This is a genomic window from Metabacillus sp. KH_069 (assembly GCF_057838075.1).
The window spans coordinates 3,035,242-3,053,187 of record NZ_CM174460.1; the positions used below are offsets into that span (position 1 = coordinate 3,035,242).

Consider the following 17,946-nt stretch of genomic DNA (forward strand, 5'->3'; position numbering starts at 1 on the left):
CTAAGTTTTCAATCAGTTGATCAAATGATAGATCTTTATCGCAGTTAGCATAGCATTTCATAAGCCCACCCCTTTCTAATTAAACATTATTTTCATATTTCATTAATTATTGGAGAAAATAAAAAAATAACATTAAGGAGGGTTTTACATGAAGAAAATCTCATTTGTTTGCTGCTCATTATTCATCCTGTTCTTTTACTTTGTACCAACTGGAGCAAACGCTTTAACCTTTGATACCTTACCAATCAAACAAACAAGTAAACAGTGGTCAGTTCGAGTTGGGGAAGCTATAGATGAAAAAGAAAATGTAAAACCAGTTAAGGGGAAATTTCACACTTACTCCTTAGAAGTTGATAACATTGGTAAGGATGCATTTTCTGTGGAAATTAATATGTTTAGAAATGAACCTAATTCTAAAACTAAATTCTCACTTTTTAGTTGTCCTGAAGATTGGGATTGCAATAAAGATCGTTTGAAAATGGCGAAATCTACTGCAAAACAGTTAAATGATGGTATGCCTTATAAATTTCAAAATTTTCTTCTGGCTAAAAAAGCAACGGAATTGGAAGTGGAAATCATTTGGACTCAAGATAAAAATGGCAGACCATTAAAAGAAACATTTACATTTACTGCCGAAAACTAAAACCGATACAAAAAAAGTAATTGGTTAACATATGCCAAGTGAATAGAAATGATCAAGCCTCTTCTTGGGGTTTGATCATTTTATGAATTTCTTGCAAACATCACAAAGACCAACTTCATTTATTTGAAGGCATTTAAAAAACGCCCGTAGATTATCAGCCGCTGCAGATATATCACCGTCATAAGTTGACAGGTCCCAGTGGCAATTCAGGCTTGTACCCAATATCCTGACAAGCATTGCACTGATTGATCCATTTTCTAAGCTTTGGGTACATCATCAAATACTCTTCACCTTCTGTCATAGGTGTATCTCTCCCTAGTTTTGTTGTCTTATTTTTTCATACTCCCAAATCTTAATCCTATTTCCTTCTTTCCTAAATGTGTGAACTTCGTCTACATCGTCACATATACGTCTGAAGCTGACATCCGAAATAGGATAAACTTCAAATTTGGAATCATCGCCCCATTTAAAGTAGATCTTTTTTTGTTCTTGAGTGACAGTCAATCTTCTTCCATCCGTACTCTCATAAACTCCTAAATAAGAGTCAAGCAGTTTTGAAGAAATCGGATAAGGTTCCTTTAATGGTGAAGGGTGCGGATGTCCAAAAATGATTGCAGCGATGCCATATGAAATAGTGTACCAATTAATGAAATCATAATTGCCCAGCATGATTATGCTTACCTTATCGTCAAGATATCGATCGATAAGACTGACAAAGCCGCTTATCTTACCTGCATGCATGACTCTTCTACGTTCAAATTGGGTTTCCACAAACCATCCATAGCCATAATTATTACGATTAGGTGTAAAGATTTTGCCTAGAGTCTCATTAGAAAGAACGCTCTCACTATATAGTGCCTGATCCCATTTAAGCAAATCTCGGACAGTAGAGTACATTCCTCCATCAGAAAAATACTTTGATATTTCCACATATGGTGCATTCTCCATTACTTGTTCAGGTCTAATGTAACCCGCCGCCCTATTTGCCAGTATGGAATTTTGATGATCACAACCTGTGCTATTCATATCTAATGGTGTCAAGATGTAATCATTCAATACTTCTTCGAATTTTTTAGAGGTTACTCGCTCGATAATCAAGCCGAGTAATAGATATCCTGAGTTGCTGTACTTCCAATCTGACCCTGGTTTAAAATCCAAAGGCTCATCTTTAAACAAAGAGATAAATTGATCAGGTGTTAAATAAAGCTTGTCTTCTCGATCAATAAAAGTGGGAACACAGTCGTAATAATCAGGTATTCCAGATGTATGGGTTAGCAGATGGTGGATAGTGATTTCGTTGCTGAATTCAGGATATTTTGGAAAGAATGCTGCCAGTTTGTCCTCTACTTTGAGGAGTCCTTTTTCATTTAGGATCATTATGAGTGCTGCTGTAAATTGTTTTGTAAGAGAGGCGATGCGGAATTTGGTGGTTGGGAAATTTAATACTTGATGTTCCAGATTAGAAAATCCATAGCATTCTTCAAATATAATTCTACCTTCTATGGCAACTAATACATTGCCACTGATTGGGAATGATTTTGCGTAATGATTCATGTAATCGGATATCCGCTTTTTCAAGTTCTTCAATTTAATCCTCCTTCTCACTCTGTGCTCAGAGTTAACTTCCAACGTAAATCATTCTGTCTAACTATTGTAAAATACACATTCCAATTTTACTGAAAAGCGAATAAAATAAAGGATTTCAAACATGACGATTCCCTTAAAATGGTATAATTAAAGGAGAGAATTATCAAACATCTATAGGACATCTTCGAATGTAACACAACAGATGGGAGAGGATTTTTATATTTAATTTATTCAAGAATCGAAATTTTTTATACCTGTTTCTTGGAAGAATTATTACAAATGCTGGGGATAGCATCTATTATGTCGCTGCCATGTGGTTTGTTTTTGAACTTGGTAAATCATCCTTTTATACAGGACTAGCAGGATTTTTAATTTTGCTGCCGCAATCTCTTCAATTTCTTGCAGGTCCGTTCGTTGAAAGTTGGGATAAGAAAAAAGTATTGGTCATTACGCAAGGTATACAAGCGTTCCTCCTTTTCATTGTTTCTGTTATGATCACATTTGACTCTCTGAATATTTTTATCTTCTTGCTATTAATGTTTATTATCTCATCCATAAATCAATTTTCTGATCCCGCAGAATTAGCCATCATTCCCCATATCCTGCCTAAAAATGATTTATTAAAAGGGAATTCTCTTTTATCGTTTGCCTATCAAGGTGTTGACTTAGCTTTTAATGCCTTAGCAGGGATATTAATCGTTCTTGTTGGCGTAGGATATTTGTTTTATTTTGATACAATCACTTTTGTTATTGGGTGTTTATTATTTCTCGGTTTACAATCGACTAAACTAAGCAAACCAGTTAAGACGTCAAATGCGATAGAAAAAGGGAAGGTGAAAGCCAATATAAAAACTTATATCCAAGAACTGAAAGATGGTTTTCAATATGTTTTCGGAACCAGCTTCTCAAAATTCATTTTTGGAGCTGTTGTGGTAAATTTCATGGTTGGTGCTACTATGGCGAATTTACCAGCTTATGCGGATTACCGCGGTGGACCAGAAGTATATGGTTTATTCTTAACTGCTTTATTCGGCGGCAATTTAATTGGTGCGTTAACTGCGTTCTTATTCGCAAGGTTCCCTTTTGGAAAATTAATGATTGTCTCCTATATAACCATCTCTGTCTTTTGGGTAAGTTCCGTATTTGCTTCTTCTACTTTAGTAAGTATTCTGTTGTTCGGAATTTCCTGGATCCCCGTAGGAGCCACAGGTGTCATTTTTATTACAGCTATACAAAGCATTGTACCTGAGAAAATGTTAGCAAGAACAATGTCGGTTATTACAAGCGTTACAGCTTCATCAATGCCTTTAGGATCTCTTTTAGGAGGTTTAGTAGGTACATCATTCAGTCAAACAACCGTTTTTTATCTTGCAGGCTTTAGCTTTATTGTAGTATCTTTTTATTTCCTATTAAATTCATCATTAAGAAACGCTCCTAAAGGATTGGTTCACAATAATGACCAGACTAATAAAAGCATATAACATCATATCTTAAATAAATTAAGGCGGAGCGATTTGATTACCTAGGGAAAGGCTTGGTATTCAATGAAGAGTTTGTTAAAAAACTTAGTTGTATTTTTATGGATGGTCCTTTTCATTTACCTTGCCAAATTCTTTGGAATACCCAAAAATAATTACTACTTATTTATAGGTACTCCATTATTAATTGGAAGTATATTATTGATTCTTTTCATTTTTGAAAAATGGGAGAAAGTTAAGCATAAAAAATGATCTGAATTCAAAGATAATAGTGATCAGGCCCACGCTCCTTGCGAGGACTGGGCTTTTTATTTTGCTTTTAGTATGGAAGAAACACTTTTTCCAGTCAATATAACTTAGTAATGGTTAATCCTCAAACAGCTCTTTCTTCTGTTCCTTTGTTAATCCCGTGAAGAATTTTTTATGTACCCACAGCTCTTTTTCTTTTTTAGGAAACACCCTTTCAAACCATGTTACTGCCATAGGAGTATGTTCAGGCTGAGCATTAACTTTTTCTAAAAACCATTCATATTCTTTGACGATTTCATCCGTCAAAAGGGATTGATCTTTTTTTCGGCTTGTATAATCTCGTTCTGCAAATTCTCTTGCTGAAATTGGAACCTCTATCTTTTTAACCACTCCTAATTCGGAAGGTAAGCGTTCATCATCCAAAGAAACAAAATAATAGATGTAGTGCGGCAGTCTAAAAAGCCCCTTTTTAGTATCTTTCTTATCTGCTATATAGAGCCAGCTACCTTTTAAGGCATAGCAATTCCGTTCTTCATTATGAATCGCCATCAGCAGTTTATCGTACCTTTTCATAGAACCACTCCTATTCATACGCTCTAGTCCTCAAAGTTTCCTTTATAAGGGTTTACATAAAGGTCAATATCAAATTCCGCACCGACTTGATTCGCGAATTCAATCTGATCTCTATCCAGATGGAGCCCAGGTGTCGCTCCGTCTTCCATCTTTATTACGATGGTAATTTGAGCTGTTAAATTGTATGCTTTTTTTAATCGATTGATGATTTCCACCTTATTTTCAAGCGGTTTCAGAATTTGGTCCAACTGGTATTTGACATCAAAACTCTTTTCATAGACCGTGCCAAATGACCACGATGTTTCTTTTCGATAGATTCTCCCTTTCGTCACCACGTTGGGATTGGGCGACCTGACTATGAGTTCTCCCTTATTGTATACTTCAGTTGGTTCAATCCCCAGCATTTCAGTTACTTCATCAGTCGGAAATGTTTCTCCAAATAATGAGAAGTATGCCATGACTTCTGTTTGATCCAAGCGATTCACTCCCCTTTTATTGCATTATCTAAAACGACATTGCTGATACCATTAAGTCATATTATACAAGATAACTTCAACTGAAAATTCATGATGAAATAACGACAGACTCTTTTCTCTGCATTTGAAAACTGTTTTGATTCTTCTACAACAGGAAACTGGGTATTTATGTTAAAGTCTATATAAGGATATTTCGTTAAAGGGCAGGATTGTTGAATAAAAGAATTGAAAAAAGGGGAGAACTTAATGACCGTTAAATACAATTCGTTTATGTGGGTTGGTTTTACATTGCAACTGTTTTTCATATTACTGTTTATCAGTTCATTGCTTTCTGTTTTGCCTCCTGTTTTAGCTGCTACTTCCTGTTTAATATTTGGAATTACAAGCTTGCTTTGCGGTATCCCATTACTGAAAATAAATAAGCCAAACTATGTTTTCTCAATCGGTTTAGGGATGGTATTATTTGCATCGATTATCATATTGTTCACTATCTTTGCCTATTTTCTAGGTGAACCTGGATTCAGTCATAGGCCTATCGCTTAAAAAGTTATCGCAACTTCTTATTGAAGTGAAGTGAAGTGAAGAATTGTTGTTTAATAATTCAATTCAATGTCATTATATAGATGGAGGAATTTATTTTGGAGAAAATTTTAGTTAAAACTGCTATTTATTCATTTATAACTTCTTTTTCATTGCTGTTAGTATTCTTAAATAGAACAAAGTTTACAGAAGATGTAAACGGTATGGGTTCATCTGAAGTAACTTCTTATCCAGATTTTTTCTTTATGATAGTAGAGTACTCAATAATAATTTCGATAATTGCTATCATACTTGTCTTTGTTTATTTACGATTTAATAAGAAATAATTTTAAACCGTATAAGGGGGCTTTATCGGAATAACAGCTTCCAGTTGCATATACGAAACAAAGACTCATCATAAAATTATGACGAGTCTTTTCTCGTTAAGTTATGCTAATTGTATTGCTAATTAGGCTGCTATTCTGTGTTTTGCACTCTAAAACGGATCCCTTTAGAATGGGAACGAGACTTTTTAAATTACGAGTAACCAGCATTTGAATTTTACTAGTAAACCTTACGAAGAACAAGTTTGTAAAACAATAATGTTATGTAGAGAAGAAAGTAGCAACTCCAATAAATCCTAAGACAAGAAAGATTACAGACGCAGCGATAATGAGTAATTTTTTAGACTGTTTATTCAATTAGTTCCACTCCTTCCTGCTTTAATATGTTAATCTTTTTATGACTTTATTGAATTGTAAATTATTGTATGATGAATTCTGCATTTATAATTCATTTTCCTTTATGAATTATAAAAATGGTCCAATTGTATTACTGTTAATATAAATAAGGATTTATTCCCACAATCGGGCGATTGCAGCATAGCATAGCCCTATTTGCATATCAGTTTCTTTGATGGATTCTAGTAGAAAACATTTAATTTAAAGTGGTGATGAAAAAATGAGTTTAGCAAGTTATATTGGCAGTAATGTAAAAATTCCAACGAGTGATGAAAGCTCAGAGGATTTGATTGTAATTGGTAACTGCTTTTCAGATGAAGAAATGCGAAAAGATGTAAAGGAATATCAATTTTCTACTCCTTTTGTATATGAAGTATCAAGTCATTGGGGGATTGAAATTACGGAACATCTGGATGCAGAAACGCGTGAAGACTCCAAAAAAAAGCTAACAGAATTGTGCAGGATTATGGACGGTCATCTTATAAAGGACGATTTTTTTGAGCTGTTTAGCTGCTGGGTGGGTGAAGAAGCTGACAAGAGAGAAGGAGAGTTAACTTTGAAAATCAATAGTTTTGACATTGATCAGATTGAAATCCCAACAAAAACGTTAGTTAGATTTGAGAAATGATAATGCACTTCAAATTTTAAAATGTTTTTCAACAATCGGGGGCGATTGCTTAACAAAGAGTGTCGCCTCTTCTTATTGAAGTAAAGGGCAGGATTGTTGAATAAACAGAAATATAGGAGAAGCATAATTAAATGGGCGTGCAACATTAATTGCAGCCTTTTTTGATATGAAATTATACCAGAAGAGTAATTAACGAACTTTAATCATTATAATTATCAGAAAAATGAAACATTTATCATTTAATTTCGTATATTAAGTCATATATATAACGGGGGTGAAATTATGAAGAAGTATATTTTATTAATCTTATTAACAGTGGTAATTGAATCTATATTAATTACTGCTATCATTTTTACTTTTAATACCCGTTTTCCAGAGACTATGTTCTTTGGTTCATCTTTATTTGTTTTCCTCGCTTTCTTGCTCAGTTCTTCTGGGGGATTTCTGTCAAGTAATTCTGAATACTCCGTTTTCAATGCAATGGCAGGAAGTTATCAAATTAAACGAGAAGAAAGTTACTTAATCATTAATCCCTTTCTAGTTGGCTCCATATTGTTTTTTATAAGCTATTTTATTATTTATTATTTTCTTTACTAGATTTTAATGAATTAAAGAATGAGGTGGCGAACGCTTATGAGAAAAAGAACTTATGTATTCATTGTATTTTTAATTCTTCTCGCAATGATTATTACCGATAACTTAAGAATGGATAATGTTGCAGAGGAACTTCAAAATGAAAAGGACAAACTCTCAGAACAGGTCTCAGTTTTTAAACAGGATAAAGCAAAGCGTTTAAATCAGACTGAAGAGACAATGAATGAAAATGAACGATTGAAAAGCAATATTTCCAAACTCGAAAAAGAAATTGAAAGTATCAAATCACCAGTTTCGTACAAAGATTTCCTAGAAGCAGTACGTATAGTCGAAGTATATAAAGGTGAAGAATCATTTAGCAAGGCGATAGATTTTTTTGCATACTCATTGTACACAGACTTCGGCACAATTAAAGGAAATTGCCCTTGCAGTGTTTCATTTAGAAATCGAGCCATAGAATGGCGTCCTAATTCAGTGCTTGATCTTGAGGAGTTTAAAATTGAAGGAGAAAGAATTTTCCTCACTTATAAAACATCGGAAATGATCGGATACGATTATCAATTTGCAATGATTAAGTCAAAAGGATTCAACGACGAGGCTATAAGCTGGAGAATTGAATATATCAGAAGCCTTGTGAAGTAATACATTTATATAGTCTCTAAGGTTTGTAATGTGATCTTCAATTAAAGGGGGCGATTGCTGCATAGTGTGATCGCTTTTTTATATTGAGGACTTTATTTTCGGGAGCTGGCTTTTGATGTTAAAAAATATTTGTAAATGCAAATTTACGTATTCATTTAAACTTGAAGCGGATTATGGGGCTGATCCAATTTGGTGCACCATATGTGGATGGAATCTTGATATTGATGAATTTCCTTTGAAAGATAATTTTAAAAATGACTTATTTCAATGGATATAACAATATAAGAAAATCTCAACTAATGAACATAATGCAATCGGGCAAAACCTAACTGAAAAGTTGAAAGAAAAATTGGGTTCAGAATATAGGATCATATTTATACCTGACAAGTAAAAAACCTTCAAATGGGCCAAGGGATTTCCAAAGGACAGGGTAAAATGAAACAATCTTATTCAACTAAGGGGGCGTTAATTGAATAGCCGTATCAATTCAAATCTATGTTTAACTTTAAAATACACGTCATTAATGATGTGTATTTTAAAGTTTACGTATTCTATTAAGGGTGCTGTTTTGTATTTGCATTAAAACAGAACCCATCTTAATGTGTTTCTTTAAGGCGTCTTTACAAACTAACTAACACTTTAGTTTAGCAAGAATAGTGTATTCATTACCCATTTATGTCATTAAAGATAAGTAGACCTAAGTACTTCACTTATCCAAGTGATACGCTGATTCTAATCTGTTATGGATTTACTTATGTTTCTTATAACTTTAGCAATAATAAAAAACCACCATACAATTATTAACGAATAACTTCAAATTGGCAGGATTAATAGAAGCGGCTTAAATAGAATATTTGATTGTAATGGAATAAAAATAGATTATTTACTAGCAATTAACGGGTTCTCTTTTGGTGGACATTTAATAAAACACACACAAAAACGCATTTATGCCAAATGCGTTTGTTTTTAGCAATGTGGGAATGAAACTTACTTACTCAAATCGAATCGAGCTACTTCCTTTTTCCCTTCATAGACTACGACTGTTGCGTGTGAGGAGACTTTCAATAATTCTTCCAACGCTTCCTTTGAAGGAGCTACCTTAAATTCAGATTGGTTAGCATCCTCTACTCCCAAATCGTAATACATATCATACTGTCCCGTTCTTCCTTTTGGGATGATCCCATCAGAAGACACTCCGAAACCGACACCTGAGTCCACATATTCATCAGAATTGAAAATATTAAACCCGACAATGTTTTTCGAAGCGTTAATCAACTCTTCACTAGGAATGATTTTGATCGAAACCTGTTCCTCAGGATCTTCTTCCCCAAGTTTCTTCCAGCTGGTATTTTTAAGGGTAATGGAATAATAAAGAGCTGTTGGAACAACTTCTTCGCCTTCTCTTTCTCCAGTCATGATCGTCATTGAGCCAAGGTGATGCTTATCATTTTTCAGATCAATCGTTGAACGAATTAGCTCAACAGGCGGTTTAGACGTGCAGGCTGTAAGTAAAATAAACATGCTTATAAAACTAAATAATACGAACCTTTTTTTCAATTAAACTCCCCCTTTTCTTTGCTTTACCTCATTCATGCACGGTAGCTTTCTTGACCGCCAAATAATCGGAGTAATTCATTTTCTTTTCGCTTCGCACTTCATATTTCCCGCATCCACTACTCTTACTGTCTCCTGAAACCAGGCGTTCTGTTCGGACCCTTTCTCTTTTCCGCACATATGATTTCACCTCGCTATACAGTTTGTGCCTAATGTTCATTATCTTTATACCATAATTTGTATTTTTAAATCGTGTGCTTTAGAATGTATTCAAACTAGATAAAAGATGGAGGCTATGGAATTGGCAACAAAGAATCCTTATGAAAAAACAATTTTCAACACTCGTCTAGGGATTAGCAAAAAACTTACTGCAAAAACCTGGACAGAAATGGAAAAGAAAATAAATGATCAAAAAGCGAGATGGGATTCTCAAGTACAGAAAATAAAAAATAAATCCATCGAAGAGCGAGAATTGATGCGAGCCGAGGGTTTATTGAGAGAAGTACAACAAACACTTTATGAATATAAAAATATGCTCCTCCATTCGGCGGAAAAAACTCATTCAATCAATTGGAATCACCTCATGAAAAAAGAAGAAATGCCTCCTTTTACATACAAAGAATCGCCGCCTCAACTTGATGATTATTTCATAAAACACAATGTACCCTCCCCTTCTTTTTGGGAAGAAATACTTCCGTTTATGAAGAAATCGAGATTGAAGTTTGAGGAAGCAGCCAAAACAGAATTTGAATCGGATTACCAATTTCACAAATCTGAGAAGGATAAGTCTTACCAAGAGTATCTTCGAGAAAAGCGGTTATTTGAAGCAAGTAAAAACAGTCACAATCAATATATACAAGGGATAAAGGATGGTTTAAAAAATGAAGATCCTAAAGCTATTTGCGACTATTTTTCAATCGTGCTGATGAATTCCCCCGCTCCTATAGGTTTTGAACGTAATTTTGAAATCAATTATGTGAATGACACCAAAATTATGGTTGTTGATTACATTCTTCCTAAACAAAGCGAGATACCTAAAGCAATAGACGTGAAATATGTTAAAACTCGGAAAGATATAGTTGAAAAGCACATGAATCAAAAAGAGTTGGACCTTTTTTATGATTCTGTTATCTACCAACTTACATTGAAAACCCTGCATGAGATATTTAGTTCTGATGCAAACCAATGTCTTAATTCAATCGTGTTTAATGGGTGGATACATGGGACAAGCCTCTCTACTGGTCAAGAATATACTTCATGTATTCTTACATTACATGTATCAAAAGAGGAATACCAACGCCTTAATCTAGAAAAAGTGGATCCAAAAGAGTGCTTTAGAAAACTAAACGGTCTATCAATTGGTGCTTTAAAAAATGTGGCACCTGTCAAACCTTACATGCAGTTCACGATGAACGAGAAAAGATTTGTTGAATCCAGAGACATTTTAGTGGAGGTAGAAAACATTCCTAATATTGCTAAAATGCCGTGGGAAGACTTTGAACACCTTGTACGCGGATTGTTTGAACGAATGTTTTCCAATAATGGCAGTGAAGTGAGGACTACAAAGGCCAGCCGAGATGGAGGCGTGGATGTCGTGATCTATGATCCTGATCCTATTCGTGGCGGTACATTTGTCATCCAAGCTAAACGATATAACAAAGTTGTTCCTGTATCTGCAGTACGTGACCTATATGGAACGATGATTAATGAAGGAGCGGTAAAAGGCTTCTTGGTCACCACAAGCTATTATGGAAATGACAGTCACAAATTTGTTAAGGATAAGCCCATTACCTTAATTGATGGTTCATATTTGGTTCATTTATTCCAAGAGCATGGATACGCAGTTAAAATAGCGACAGAATAATTCCTTTAATCGCCTGAATGCTAGGGGTTCCGTTTTAGGAGGGAAAACTCTGCATTAGATGCAGTAGCATTTTCTTTAATAGAGAAAAACCCGTTTAATTTAACGGGTTTTAATACATTGATCTAGAGCAAAATTAACAGGTTCTCTTATGGTCTAAATTGATTTCGATAGTAGTCAGTGATCATTCTATTAATTATAGGAAAAGCTATTGCTTTCTTCCTTACATCTTCCATACAGTTTGGATGTTTGATTAAATTTTTTGCTTTTAATTTATGCTCCCTTTTTACACCGTTGAAGTACTCTTCCATAACATCTTTAAGACTCACGGATTTATCACCTCCATTTATATTTTATGTACCTTACATTAATTTTATTTAACTAAAAAACCATATCCCCTATGAGATATGGTCAAATTCCTAATTTAGAGTATGCAGCCCTAATCGATGGACTATTTTTTTTCGTCTTTCTAGTTCTTAAATTCCGTCTTTTTTTATGCGTAGTCATCGTTTCACTGCTCTTTACTTGCACAAATAAAAGATCCCCATTTTCTTTTATAATAATGTCTTCAAGCTCTTTTAACAAATTAAGTTCATGGTCTGATAATTTAATTTTCTTTTGAGGCATATTGCTTACCCCCTTTAATTTCATTATAATTAATTCTTTAATTAAGCACAACTACTTATATAAGACTATTTGTCCTAAGAATTTGAAAAAATTTCTTTGATAAGATCGAATATTCAATACCGTCAGTACTTAAGCGAATGATTCTATATAAACCTTCTAAAATTGACTCATCCAATGCATCAAACCCTACTTGATAATCGAAAACAACTATAACATAATTTTTTCCATCTTGTTTAAAAGGTAACATTAAATAATGTGTAGTAAAAAACCTACTCTCATCTATTAATGCTTGAATTTTTTCCTCTGATATACTCTTCTTCATTAAATGATTACCTTTTTTGTTCAAATTAAACTTTCCACTACTATCTTTTTCAATAATTTTAAATTTGTCATTGGAATCAACTTCTAATAATACCCAATTAATATTTTTATCGAAGTTTTCTTTATAATTCAGTTTCATATCACTTAAAAACCAACTTAGTGCTGCAAAAAAATCCACTTTACCAGTACTACTTACAAAGCTATCTACGATAGTTTGATAAGTTTCAACTTTTGTTAATTCTTTTATGTAATTAGCTTTACCCTCATAAATATTAACTAAATCAACTATTGTATTCTGTACTTGCTCCTTCTCTACTAATTCAAATTCAAAATTAAACAACTTGAATCTTTTTAAAGTAGCTAAACCTGCAGGAATAATTAAAAATAAACTAACTAACACAATAAGATAAAACAAAATTTTAAAAATAACCTGATTTATTGGGTTTTCTACGATTGGTTTTATAACTAAATCAGTCCAGTTGCTTTTATCTTTACCAGTTTTATTGCTGATTTTAGAGTCAGGACTTGTACCTGAAGTTGTTAATTTGGTATCACTGTTACTTATATTTTCTTTATCTTGAGATGGAATTTCCCAAATAGCTAATAATATAACCGCTACTACTAATACTGCATAAAAAATCTTTATTCCTTTCGAACTAGAACTTTGTTTCATGTGACCTCCAATGAAATTAATAGAGTAAGAACCAAGAAAATATGATCTTTTTTATCCTCAGAATGATTAGGAAAAAGAGCAGAACTGTATATATAAACCTATACCAAATCTATATTATTTGGCATAGTTTTTTTTTTGTAATTATTTTTTATTTTCTTTCGTATTCTGATCAATTTCAAAAGTGATTGTATATGATGAATTAAAAGGTACATTGCGAATTTCATAATAAAGAAAAATTACATAGATATATAAAGCAAAACCTAAGAAGTTTTCCAATCGAATTACACCCCGTAAAACCAGTCTACTATTTAAATAGAGTGCTTAGTCAGAATTCTCATGTAGCTGATAAGGGTTTAAATCATAAATGGAATACGATTTTTATTCGAGTAAATGGTTAGATTTCAGGTGACCAGAATATTTATTTTATTTGAACTTCCAATGACTCTAATTGATTAATTACATCGTCTTTTAACTGATTAAATTTACTTTCACCGAGAATCTTGTAAAGTTCTTCTTCCTGTTTCATTAAAATCAAGAAAGTGGACATTGGATGCAGTTCTGCTCTAAGTTGTTCTAGATTCCCCATAAAAACCTCATATAAATAAAACATTGTGGGTTTCTCAACTTTTCTCTTCAGATTCTCATGTAAAGCATTTTCCAATACTTCTTTCAATGAGCGGCTTAAGCCTTCCATCTGATTATTTGACGATACATAATTTAGAAACGAGACAACTAAGGCTACCTCAACTTGATCTTCACTTAAAAAGTAATAATTGAAATGAACATTATGTTCAAAAATCTTTTCATAATAGGTACGAGCTTTAGGCTGCCTGATCAGAGATGTTTTTTGTTTAAAGCATAAATGAAAGAAATCTTCAGAAAGAAAATTACCGTTTGTCTCAAACAAATCTAAAATTCTTTTTATTCTTTCCAATACGCTTACGCTAATAAAGAACAGCTTGCTGCTTTGAAAGACAGTTTTCCACTGTGCAGACCCAGTAATTTGCTGTTTAACCTCTTCAGGAAATGAACTCGAGAAGATAATAAATCCAGAATTCTCCACTTGGTTGTCCCGATAAAAGTCTTGGAGGAACGTTTCGTAATAAGACAGTTGCATAGGTATTTGGGGTTTATGCTTGTATTCTTCAGATTTAAATGACTTGCAATCATAAAACAAAACAGGAAATGGGGTGTGTTTTCCTTGTGTGATGAGTCCATCTGGTACAGCAAACCCTTTATATTGGCCTCCAAATGGTACGACTGTCTGAAAAAACCTTCTAATGACTTTATAAACCTCTTCCTCAAAACCGTCACCGTCTGCATGTGTAGCTGTTCTTTCTAAAGCAGAAATTTCAAGCTCTGTTTCTGTCTCTTGTTTCATCTTACGAAATGTTTCTCGAACAAATAAGTTAGCTTTCTGATCATCATATAATTCAGACAACGCATTCTCCAATGGCGAATCCCATGAAGCAACAAAAATCCCATGTGTAGAAAGTAAACCGAGAGTGGAAGAATCCATCGAAGATAGATCATCTGTAAGAATAAGTAAGACGTTTTTCTGGTTTTCTTTTAATCCTGCTAAACAATCATAAATACTGTTTGTGATGGAATAGGTTGGGACGAAACCAACCAGCCAATCAATATTTTTATAGCTATTTTCTCCTAACAAAGCCAGCTTTCCATACTCTTTTGGTTCGTGATATGCCAAAGATAGAGGTTCTTTTAGGAAATCGTATAATCTAGTCCTGTCAAACTCATAACTGTAACGATTGTTGTCATCCACTTCAATGATTTCAGGCTCACCTTCAGGACACAGAATAAAAGGTTGAGAGTGGTGAAAAGAAACATGACATGTTCTTCCAATACATCTAGAGCAAACCAGTGTCTCCTTAGTTTTTTTAACAAACCACTTTTCAGAACCACTTGGAGAATTTAATAATTCCTGGTGAGTCACATTTTTAAAAGGGTGAAAGCGGGATAGACTGAAATAGTGTTCTAAACCTGTTTTGTCTTTATACTCCAAGTTTAATCCCCCATTTTGCCAAGCAAGTGGCGACTATTGCGTTATATTTAGGATTATAGGAAATCTTGCTATCATCTGTAACTGTGACTCGAACAGTTTTGGGAATTGAGATAACTTTGTCCCCTTCTTCTTTTTGCGAAGCCGCCATTTTATCTTTTAAGACAATATCAATAGTCACACTTTTCCTTTTCTGTTTTGACAGATCTAATTCCCCATTTGACAGGTATATTAAAAATTGTTCTGTATCTCTAGACTTTACAGTAAGAATGACACTTTCATTTTGATGGGGTACTATGATGGTTTGCTCCACAATGCGTGCAGAAGCAACTTTTTCTTGAAGCTCTTCATCGATATTCATCTCGTATCCCTCTGAAACAAGACTTTCTAGAGAATAGCTTTTATTTTGTTCAGTATAGAAGTGGTTGTTATCGCTAAAAAGTACTTGACCCATCGTTTGTAATATGCAATCTTTTAACTTTTTTTGATTACCGCCTCTCATGTGGATTTTATTTGTTTTTGTGTCATACTTTGCTACAACTTTTGATGCAGGGGTAACTGTAATATCAGTGATAGAAGATCCGCTTGATATTGTGGTAATCGTCCTCCTTCGCTGTTCGATGTGAGCTGTTAATATTACCTCGAAGCCCACTTGTTCTATGTTGACAATATACTGACGCTCCTGCTCAAGATATGACTGCATGACTTCTTTTAACTGTTCACCATGCCCCTCTTGAAGTTGCACTTCATCCTCAATGTCTTTCCCTTTTAACACTTCGAAGTTTCTTTGGGCATTTACTGTAGCCAAAACTTCTATCGTTTTGAATTGCTCAGGCATCTCAATCAGACAACGTGTTACTGCCTCTTTGACGGGAACTTGGTAATCCAAGTTTTCCATGCCATATTTCCTACAGAGTTCAATAAAGTTCTCATGGTGAACCTTACTTGCACATTCCTTGATTTCCACAAGGTCGCTAATAATCTCCTTTGAGTTTTCATGTTTTTCAATCTGTTTACTGATTGCATCTAAAGTAGCGGTCATTTTCAACTTTATTCCATACTTCTTTTCAAGAAGCTCTGACCGACTCCCTTTAGGGTGAGAACGCAATAATGAAGATAATTCATTTTTTACAGGTTTCTTAATTACTAAATCTGGTTCAATTGATACAACTTTTTCAACAGCTTCTGCCACAGAAGAACCTCCTAAAAATAGACTATTAATTCTATACTACTAGAAAATACCACATAAAAAAACAAGTCTTATTTTATAGTAGCCATATTCTGCTTGATTTACCCTATAAAATTGGTCAACATATCAAATCGGTTAATATATAAAACATCACAAAAGCTATTTTGATTGATTACTAAGTTTATCAATTTGAAACATGTTCCACTTTTATTTTTCCATAGAGAAAACTATTAAAGGAAAAATTTTAACTTTTATAGAATAAAATATAATAGTCTATAACATGTAGGAGGGTCTTAATGATATCAGATCTAGGTGCTCGACTCAGATACATTCGATCAAAAAAAGGTTTTAGTCTTAACTCCTATGCACAAAAATTAGATGTCTCTCCAGCATACCTTAGCAATTTAGAGACAGGGAAAACCGATACTATTCATCTAACTTTATTGCAGAAACTGCAGGATGATTTAGGATTATTCCCCATAGAAAATGACATGTCAGTCATAGATATAGAAGACGTTCGTATAAGGGAACTTACTAAACAATTAATTGAAACTTGCAAAACACACCCTGAAAAAACGAACCACATAATAAAAATCATGGAACATGCACTAAGTTTAATTAAGTAACAGCTTAAAATACATTCCAATAAAATGATAATTGAGGGTTGGTTATTTACAATATAGGAACCTTAAGATTCAATTAAAACGGAAAAGTATTCAGAAACTTAGGATTTCTCTATTTTCATTTTGTTATAGTCACTATTTCTGGTCTTTTTCAGAAGTTTTCAGTTTCTGAAAAAACATCGAATTTTATTAGAAGTGCAGTTTTCATTGGTCTAATTTGAATAATCTTTACCATTCTTGAAATAACAAAAAATTAATGAAAAGAAGAATCAGTTACCATTGATTTTCTTAGTTATAAGCTGACTCTTTTTTAGATACTTTTGATACTTTATTAATGCACTATAGAACTATAAAAAAACGAATACATTCCAATAATATCTTGAAAAGTTCCTGTGTGTTTTATATTGTTTGGACTTCCTTTGTAACAGTCAGTATGCATTAATACGTTGTCCTGAGTTAAATGGACATGATCACGAAATTGAAATTTCCTTCTACATTGTGGACATCTTGTATCCATGCAAAAATCTCCCTGAATATATATTTTAGGAATTCCTTGGTTTATTTTATTATGAATTATATACACAGATTTTCCTTGTTTAATTTTCATTTTATTCGTTTATATGTCATTTTACATCTTTATTTGTCATTTTATAGGTTTATTAATCACTATCATCGGAATAGTAATCAAAAGCAGGACAGAAATGACAAGCAAGACGATCAGCATCTCTATTAAAGTAAACCCTTTCTCATTTTTAACCATGGTGGTCCTCCTCTTTTTTATTGGCTGTTTTCGCATAGATTGTTGCTTTTCATGATAAATGTTGTCCGTTTCTTTCCGCTCCAGGAACTTGCTTTCCGCGGGGAGCATGGGAGCCTCCTCGGCGTTGCCTGTGGGGTCTCCCATTTTGCTCTATTTCCCGCAGGAGTCAAGTTCCTTCCGCTGCAATCC

Annotated in this window: 20 protein-coding genes and 1 pseudogene; 10 read left to right on the forward strand and 11 right to left on the reverse strand. The window is 33.6% G+C overall.

Annotation, left to right across the window (positions count from 1 at the left end):
• The first annotated feature begins 148 nt into the window (after positions 1–148).
• A complete protein-coding gene (locus tag AC3ISE_RS15310; RefSeq protein WP_251626582.1) occupies positions 149–643 on the forward strand; it encodes a hypothetical protein in 495 nt (164 codons plus the stop codon).
• A gap of 178 nt (positions 644–821) precedes the next feature.
• On the opposite strand, the gene AC3ISE_RS15315 is transcribed toward AC3ISE_RS15310, so the two are convergent.
• Both AC3ISE_RS15315 and AC3ISE_RS15320 read right to left on the reverse strand, forming a co-directional pair.
• Complete coding sequence (locus AC3ISE_RS15315) at positions 822–944, reverse strand: hypothetical protein (RefSeq protein ID WP_489221651.1); 123 nt, start codon at positions 942–944, stop codon at positions 822–824.
• A 14-nt stretch (positions 945–958) separates the two neighbouring features.
• On the reverse strand, positions 959–2,230 hold the full coding sequence (locus tag AC3ISE_RS15320) for a serine hydrolase domain-containing protein (RefSeq protein WP_489221652.1): 1,272 nt from the start codon (positions 2,228–2,230) through the stop codon (positions 959–961).
• Between the two features lie 218 nt (positions 2,231–2,448).
• On the opposite strand from AC3ISE_RS15320, the gene AC3ISE_RS15325 reads away from it, so the two are divergent.
• A complete protein-coding gene (locus AC3ISE_RS15325; RefSeq protein ID WP_489224351.1) occupies positions 2,449–3,711 on the forward strand; it encodes an MFS transporter in 1,263 nt (420 codons plus the stop codon).
• A gap of 363 nt (positions 3,712–4,074) precedes the next feature.
• Here the strand turns inward: AC3ISE_RS15325 and AC3ISE_RS15330 are convergent, their stop codons facing one another.
• Both AC3ISE_RS15330 and AC3ISE_RS15335 read right to left on the reverse strand, forming a co-directional pair.
• Positions 4,075–4,530: a hypothetical protein gene (locus AC3ISE_RS15330; protein WP_489221653.1), complete on the reverse strand. Its 456-nt coding sequence runs from the start codon at positions 4,528–4,530 to the stop codon at positions 4,075–4,077.
• Positions 4,531–4,553: 23 nt separating this feature from the next.
• A complete protein-coding gene (locus AC3ISE_RS15335) occupies positions 4,554–5,015 on the reverse strand; it encodes a DUF4279 domain-containing protein (protein WP_489221654.1) in 462 nt (153 codons plus the stop codon).
• 237 nt (positions 5,016–5,252) lie between these two features.
• Here AC3ISE_RS15335 and AC3ISE_RS15340 point away from each other — a divergent pair, with 237 nt between their 5' ends.
• The 6 genes from AC3ISE_RS15340 to AC3ISE_RS15365 all read left to right on the forward strand — a co-directional run bounded on the left by AC3ISE_RS15340 (position 5,253) and on the right by AC3ISE_RS15365 (position 8,406).
• A complete protein-coding gene (locus AC3ISE_RS15340) occupies positions 5,253–5,549 on the forward strand; it encodes a hypothetical protein (RefSeq protein WP_251626617.1) in 297 nt (98 codons plus the stop codon).
• Between the two features lie 95 nt (positions 5,550–5,644).
• Positions 5,645–5,872: a hypothetical protein gene (locus tag AC3ISE_RS15345; RefSeq protein WP_251626618.1), complete on the forward strand. Its 228-nt coding sequence runs from the start codon at positions 5,645–5,647 to the stop codon at positions 5,870–5,872.
• A 613-nt stretch (positions 5,873–6,485) separates the two neighbouring features.
• Positions 6,486–6,893, forward strand: a complete 408-nt coding sequence (locus tag AC3ISE_RS15350; protein WP_251626619.1) for a hypothetical protein — start codon at positions 6,486–6,488, stop codon at positions 6,891–6,893.
• A 282-nt stretch (positions 6,894–7,175) separates the two neighbouring features.
• Positions 7,176–7,490, forward strand: coding sequence for a hypothetical protein (locus AC3ISE_RS15355; RefSeq protein WP_251625688.1), 315 nt, complete (start codon positions 7,176–7,178; stop codon positions 7,488–7,490).
• 36 nt (positions 7,491–7,526) lie between these two features.
• The gene (locus AC3ISE_RS15360; protein ID WP_489221655.1) at positions 7,527–8,129 is read left to right on the forward strand and encodes a hypothetical protein; all 603 of its coding nucleotides are present in this window, start codon (positions 7,527–7,529) and stop codon (positions 8,127–8,129) included.
• A 115-nt stretch (positions 8,130–8,244) separates the two neighbouring features.
• Positions 8,245–8,406, forward strand: a complete 162-nt coding sequence (locus AC3ISE_RS15365; protein ID WP_489221656.1) for a hypothetical protein — start codon at positions 8,245–8,247, stop codon at positions 8,404–8,406.
• Positions 8,407–9,116: 710 nt separating this feature from the next.
• Here AC3ISE_RS15365 and AC3ISE_RS15370 read toward each other — a convergent pair.
• Positions 9,117–9,686 carry a hypothetical protein gene (locus tag AC3ISE_RS15370; protein ID WP_489221657.1) on the reverse strand — a complete coding sequence of 190 codons (570 nt, stop codon included), beginning with the start codon at positions 9,684–9,686 and terminating at the stop codon, positions 9,117–9,119.
• Positions 9,687–9,984: 298 nt separating this feature from the next.
• Between AC3ISE_RS15370 and AC3ISE_RS15375 the strand changes: the two genes are divergently transcribed.
• Positions 9,985–11,547, forward strand: coding sequence for a restriction endonuclease (locus AC3ISE_RS15375; protein WP_489221658.1), 1,563 nt, complete (start codon positions 9,985–9,987; stop codon positions 11,545–11,547).
• Positions 11,548–11,693: 146 nt separating this feature from the next.
• Here the strand turns inward: AC3ISE_RS15375 and AC3ISE_RS15380 are convergent, their stop codons facing one another.
• From AC3ISE_RS15380 to AC3ISE_RS15400, 5 genes are all read right to left on the reverse strand, one after another.
• Positions 11,694–11,873, reverse strand: coding sequence for a hypothetical protein (locus AC3ISE_RS15380; protein ID WP_489221659.1), 180 nt, complete (start codon positions 11,871–11,873; stop codon positions 11,694–11,696).
• Between the two features lie 82 nt (positions 11,874–11,955).
• A complete protein-coding gene (locus tag AC3ISE_RS15385; protein ID WP_489221660.1) occupies positions 11,956–12,171 on the reverse strand; it encodes a hypothetical protein in 216 nt (71 codons plus the stop codon).
• 55 nt (positions 12,172–12,226) lie between these two features.
• A complete protein-coding gene (locus AC3ISE_RS15390; RefSeq protein WP_489221661.1) occupies positions 12,227–13,165 on the reverse strand; it encodes a hypothetical protein in 939 nt (312 codons plus the stop codon).
• A gap of 418 nt (positions 13,166–13,583) precedes the next feature.
• A complete protein-coding gene (locus tag AC3ISE_RS15395; RefSeq protein WP_489221662.1) occupies positions 13,584–15,188 on the reverse strand; it encodes a hypothetical protein in 1,605 nt (534 codons plus the stop codon).
• A complete protein-coding gene (locus AC3ISE_RS15400) occupies positions 15,178–16,377 on the reverse strand; it encodes a hypothetical protein (protein ID WP_489221663.1) in 1,200 nt (399 codons plus the stop codon). The genes AC3ISE_RS15395 and AC3ISE_RS15400 overlap by 11 nt, the downstream gene beginning before the upstream one ends.
• 293 nt (positions 16,378–16,670) lie before the next feature.
• Between AC3ISE_RS15400 and AC3ISE_RS15405 the strand changes: the two genes are divergently transcribed.
• The gene (locus AC3ISE_RS15405) at positions 16,671–17,000 is read left to right on the forward strand and encodes a helix-turn-helix domain-containing protein (protein ID WP_489221664.1); all 330 of its coding nucleotides are present in this window, start codon (positions 16,671–16,673) and stop codon (positions 16,998–17,000) included.
• Between the two features lie 664 nt (positions 17,001–17,664).
• On the opposite strand, the pseudogene AC3ISE_RS15410 reads toward AC3ISE_RS15405, so the two are convergent.
• A pseudogene (locus tag AC3ISE_RS15410) lies at positions 17,665–17,757 on the reverse strand (prepilin-type N-terminal cleavage/methylation domain-containing protein); the annotation flags it as partial.
• Between the last annotated feature and the right edge of the window lie 189 nt (positions 17,758–17,946).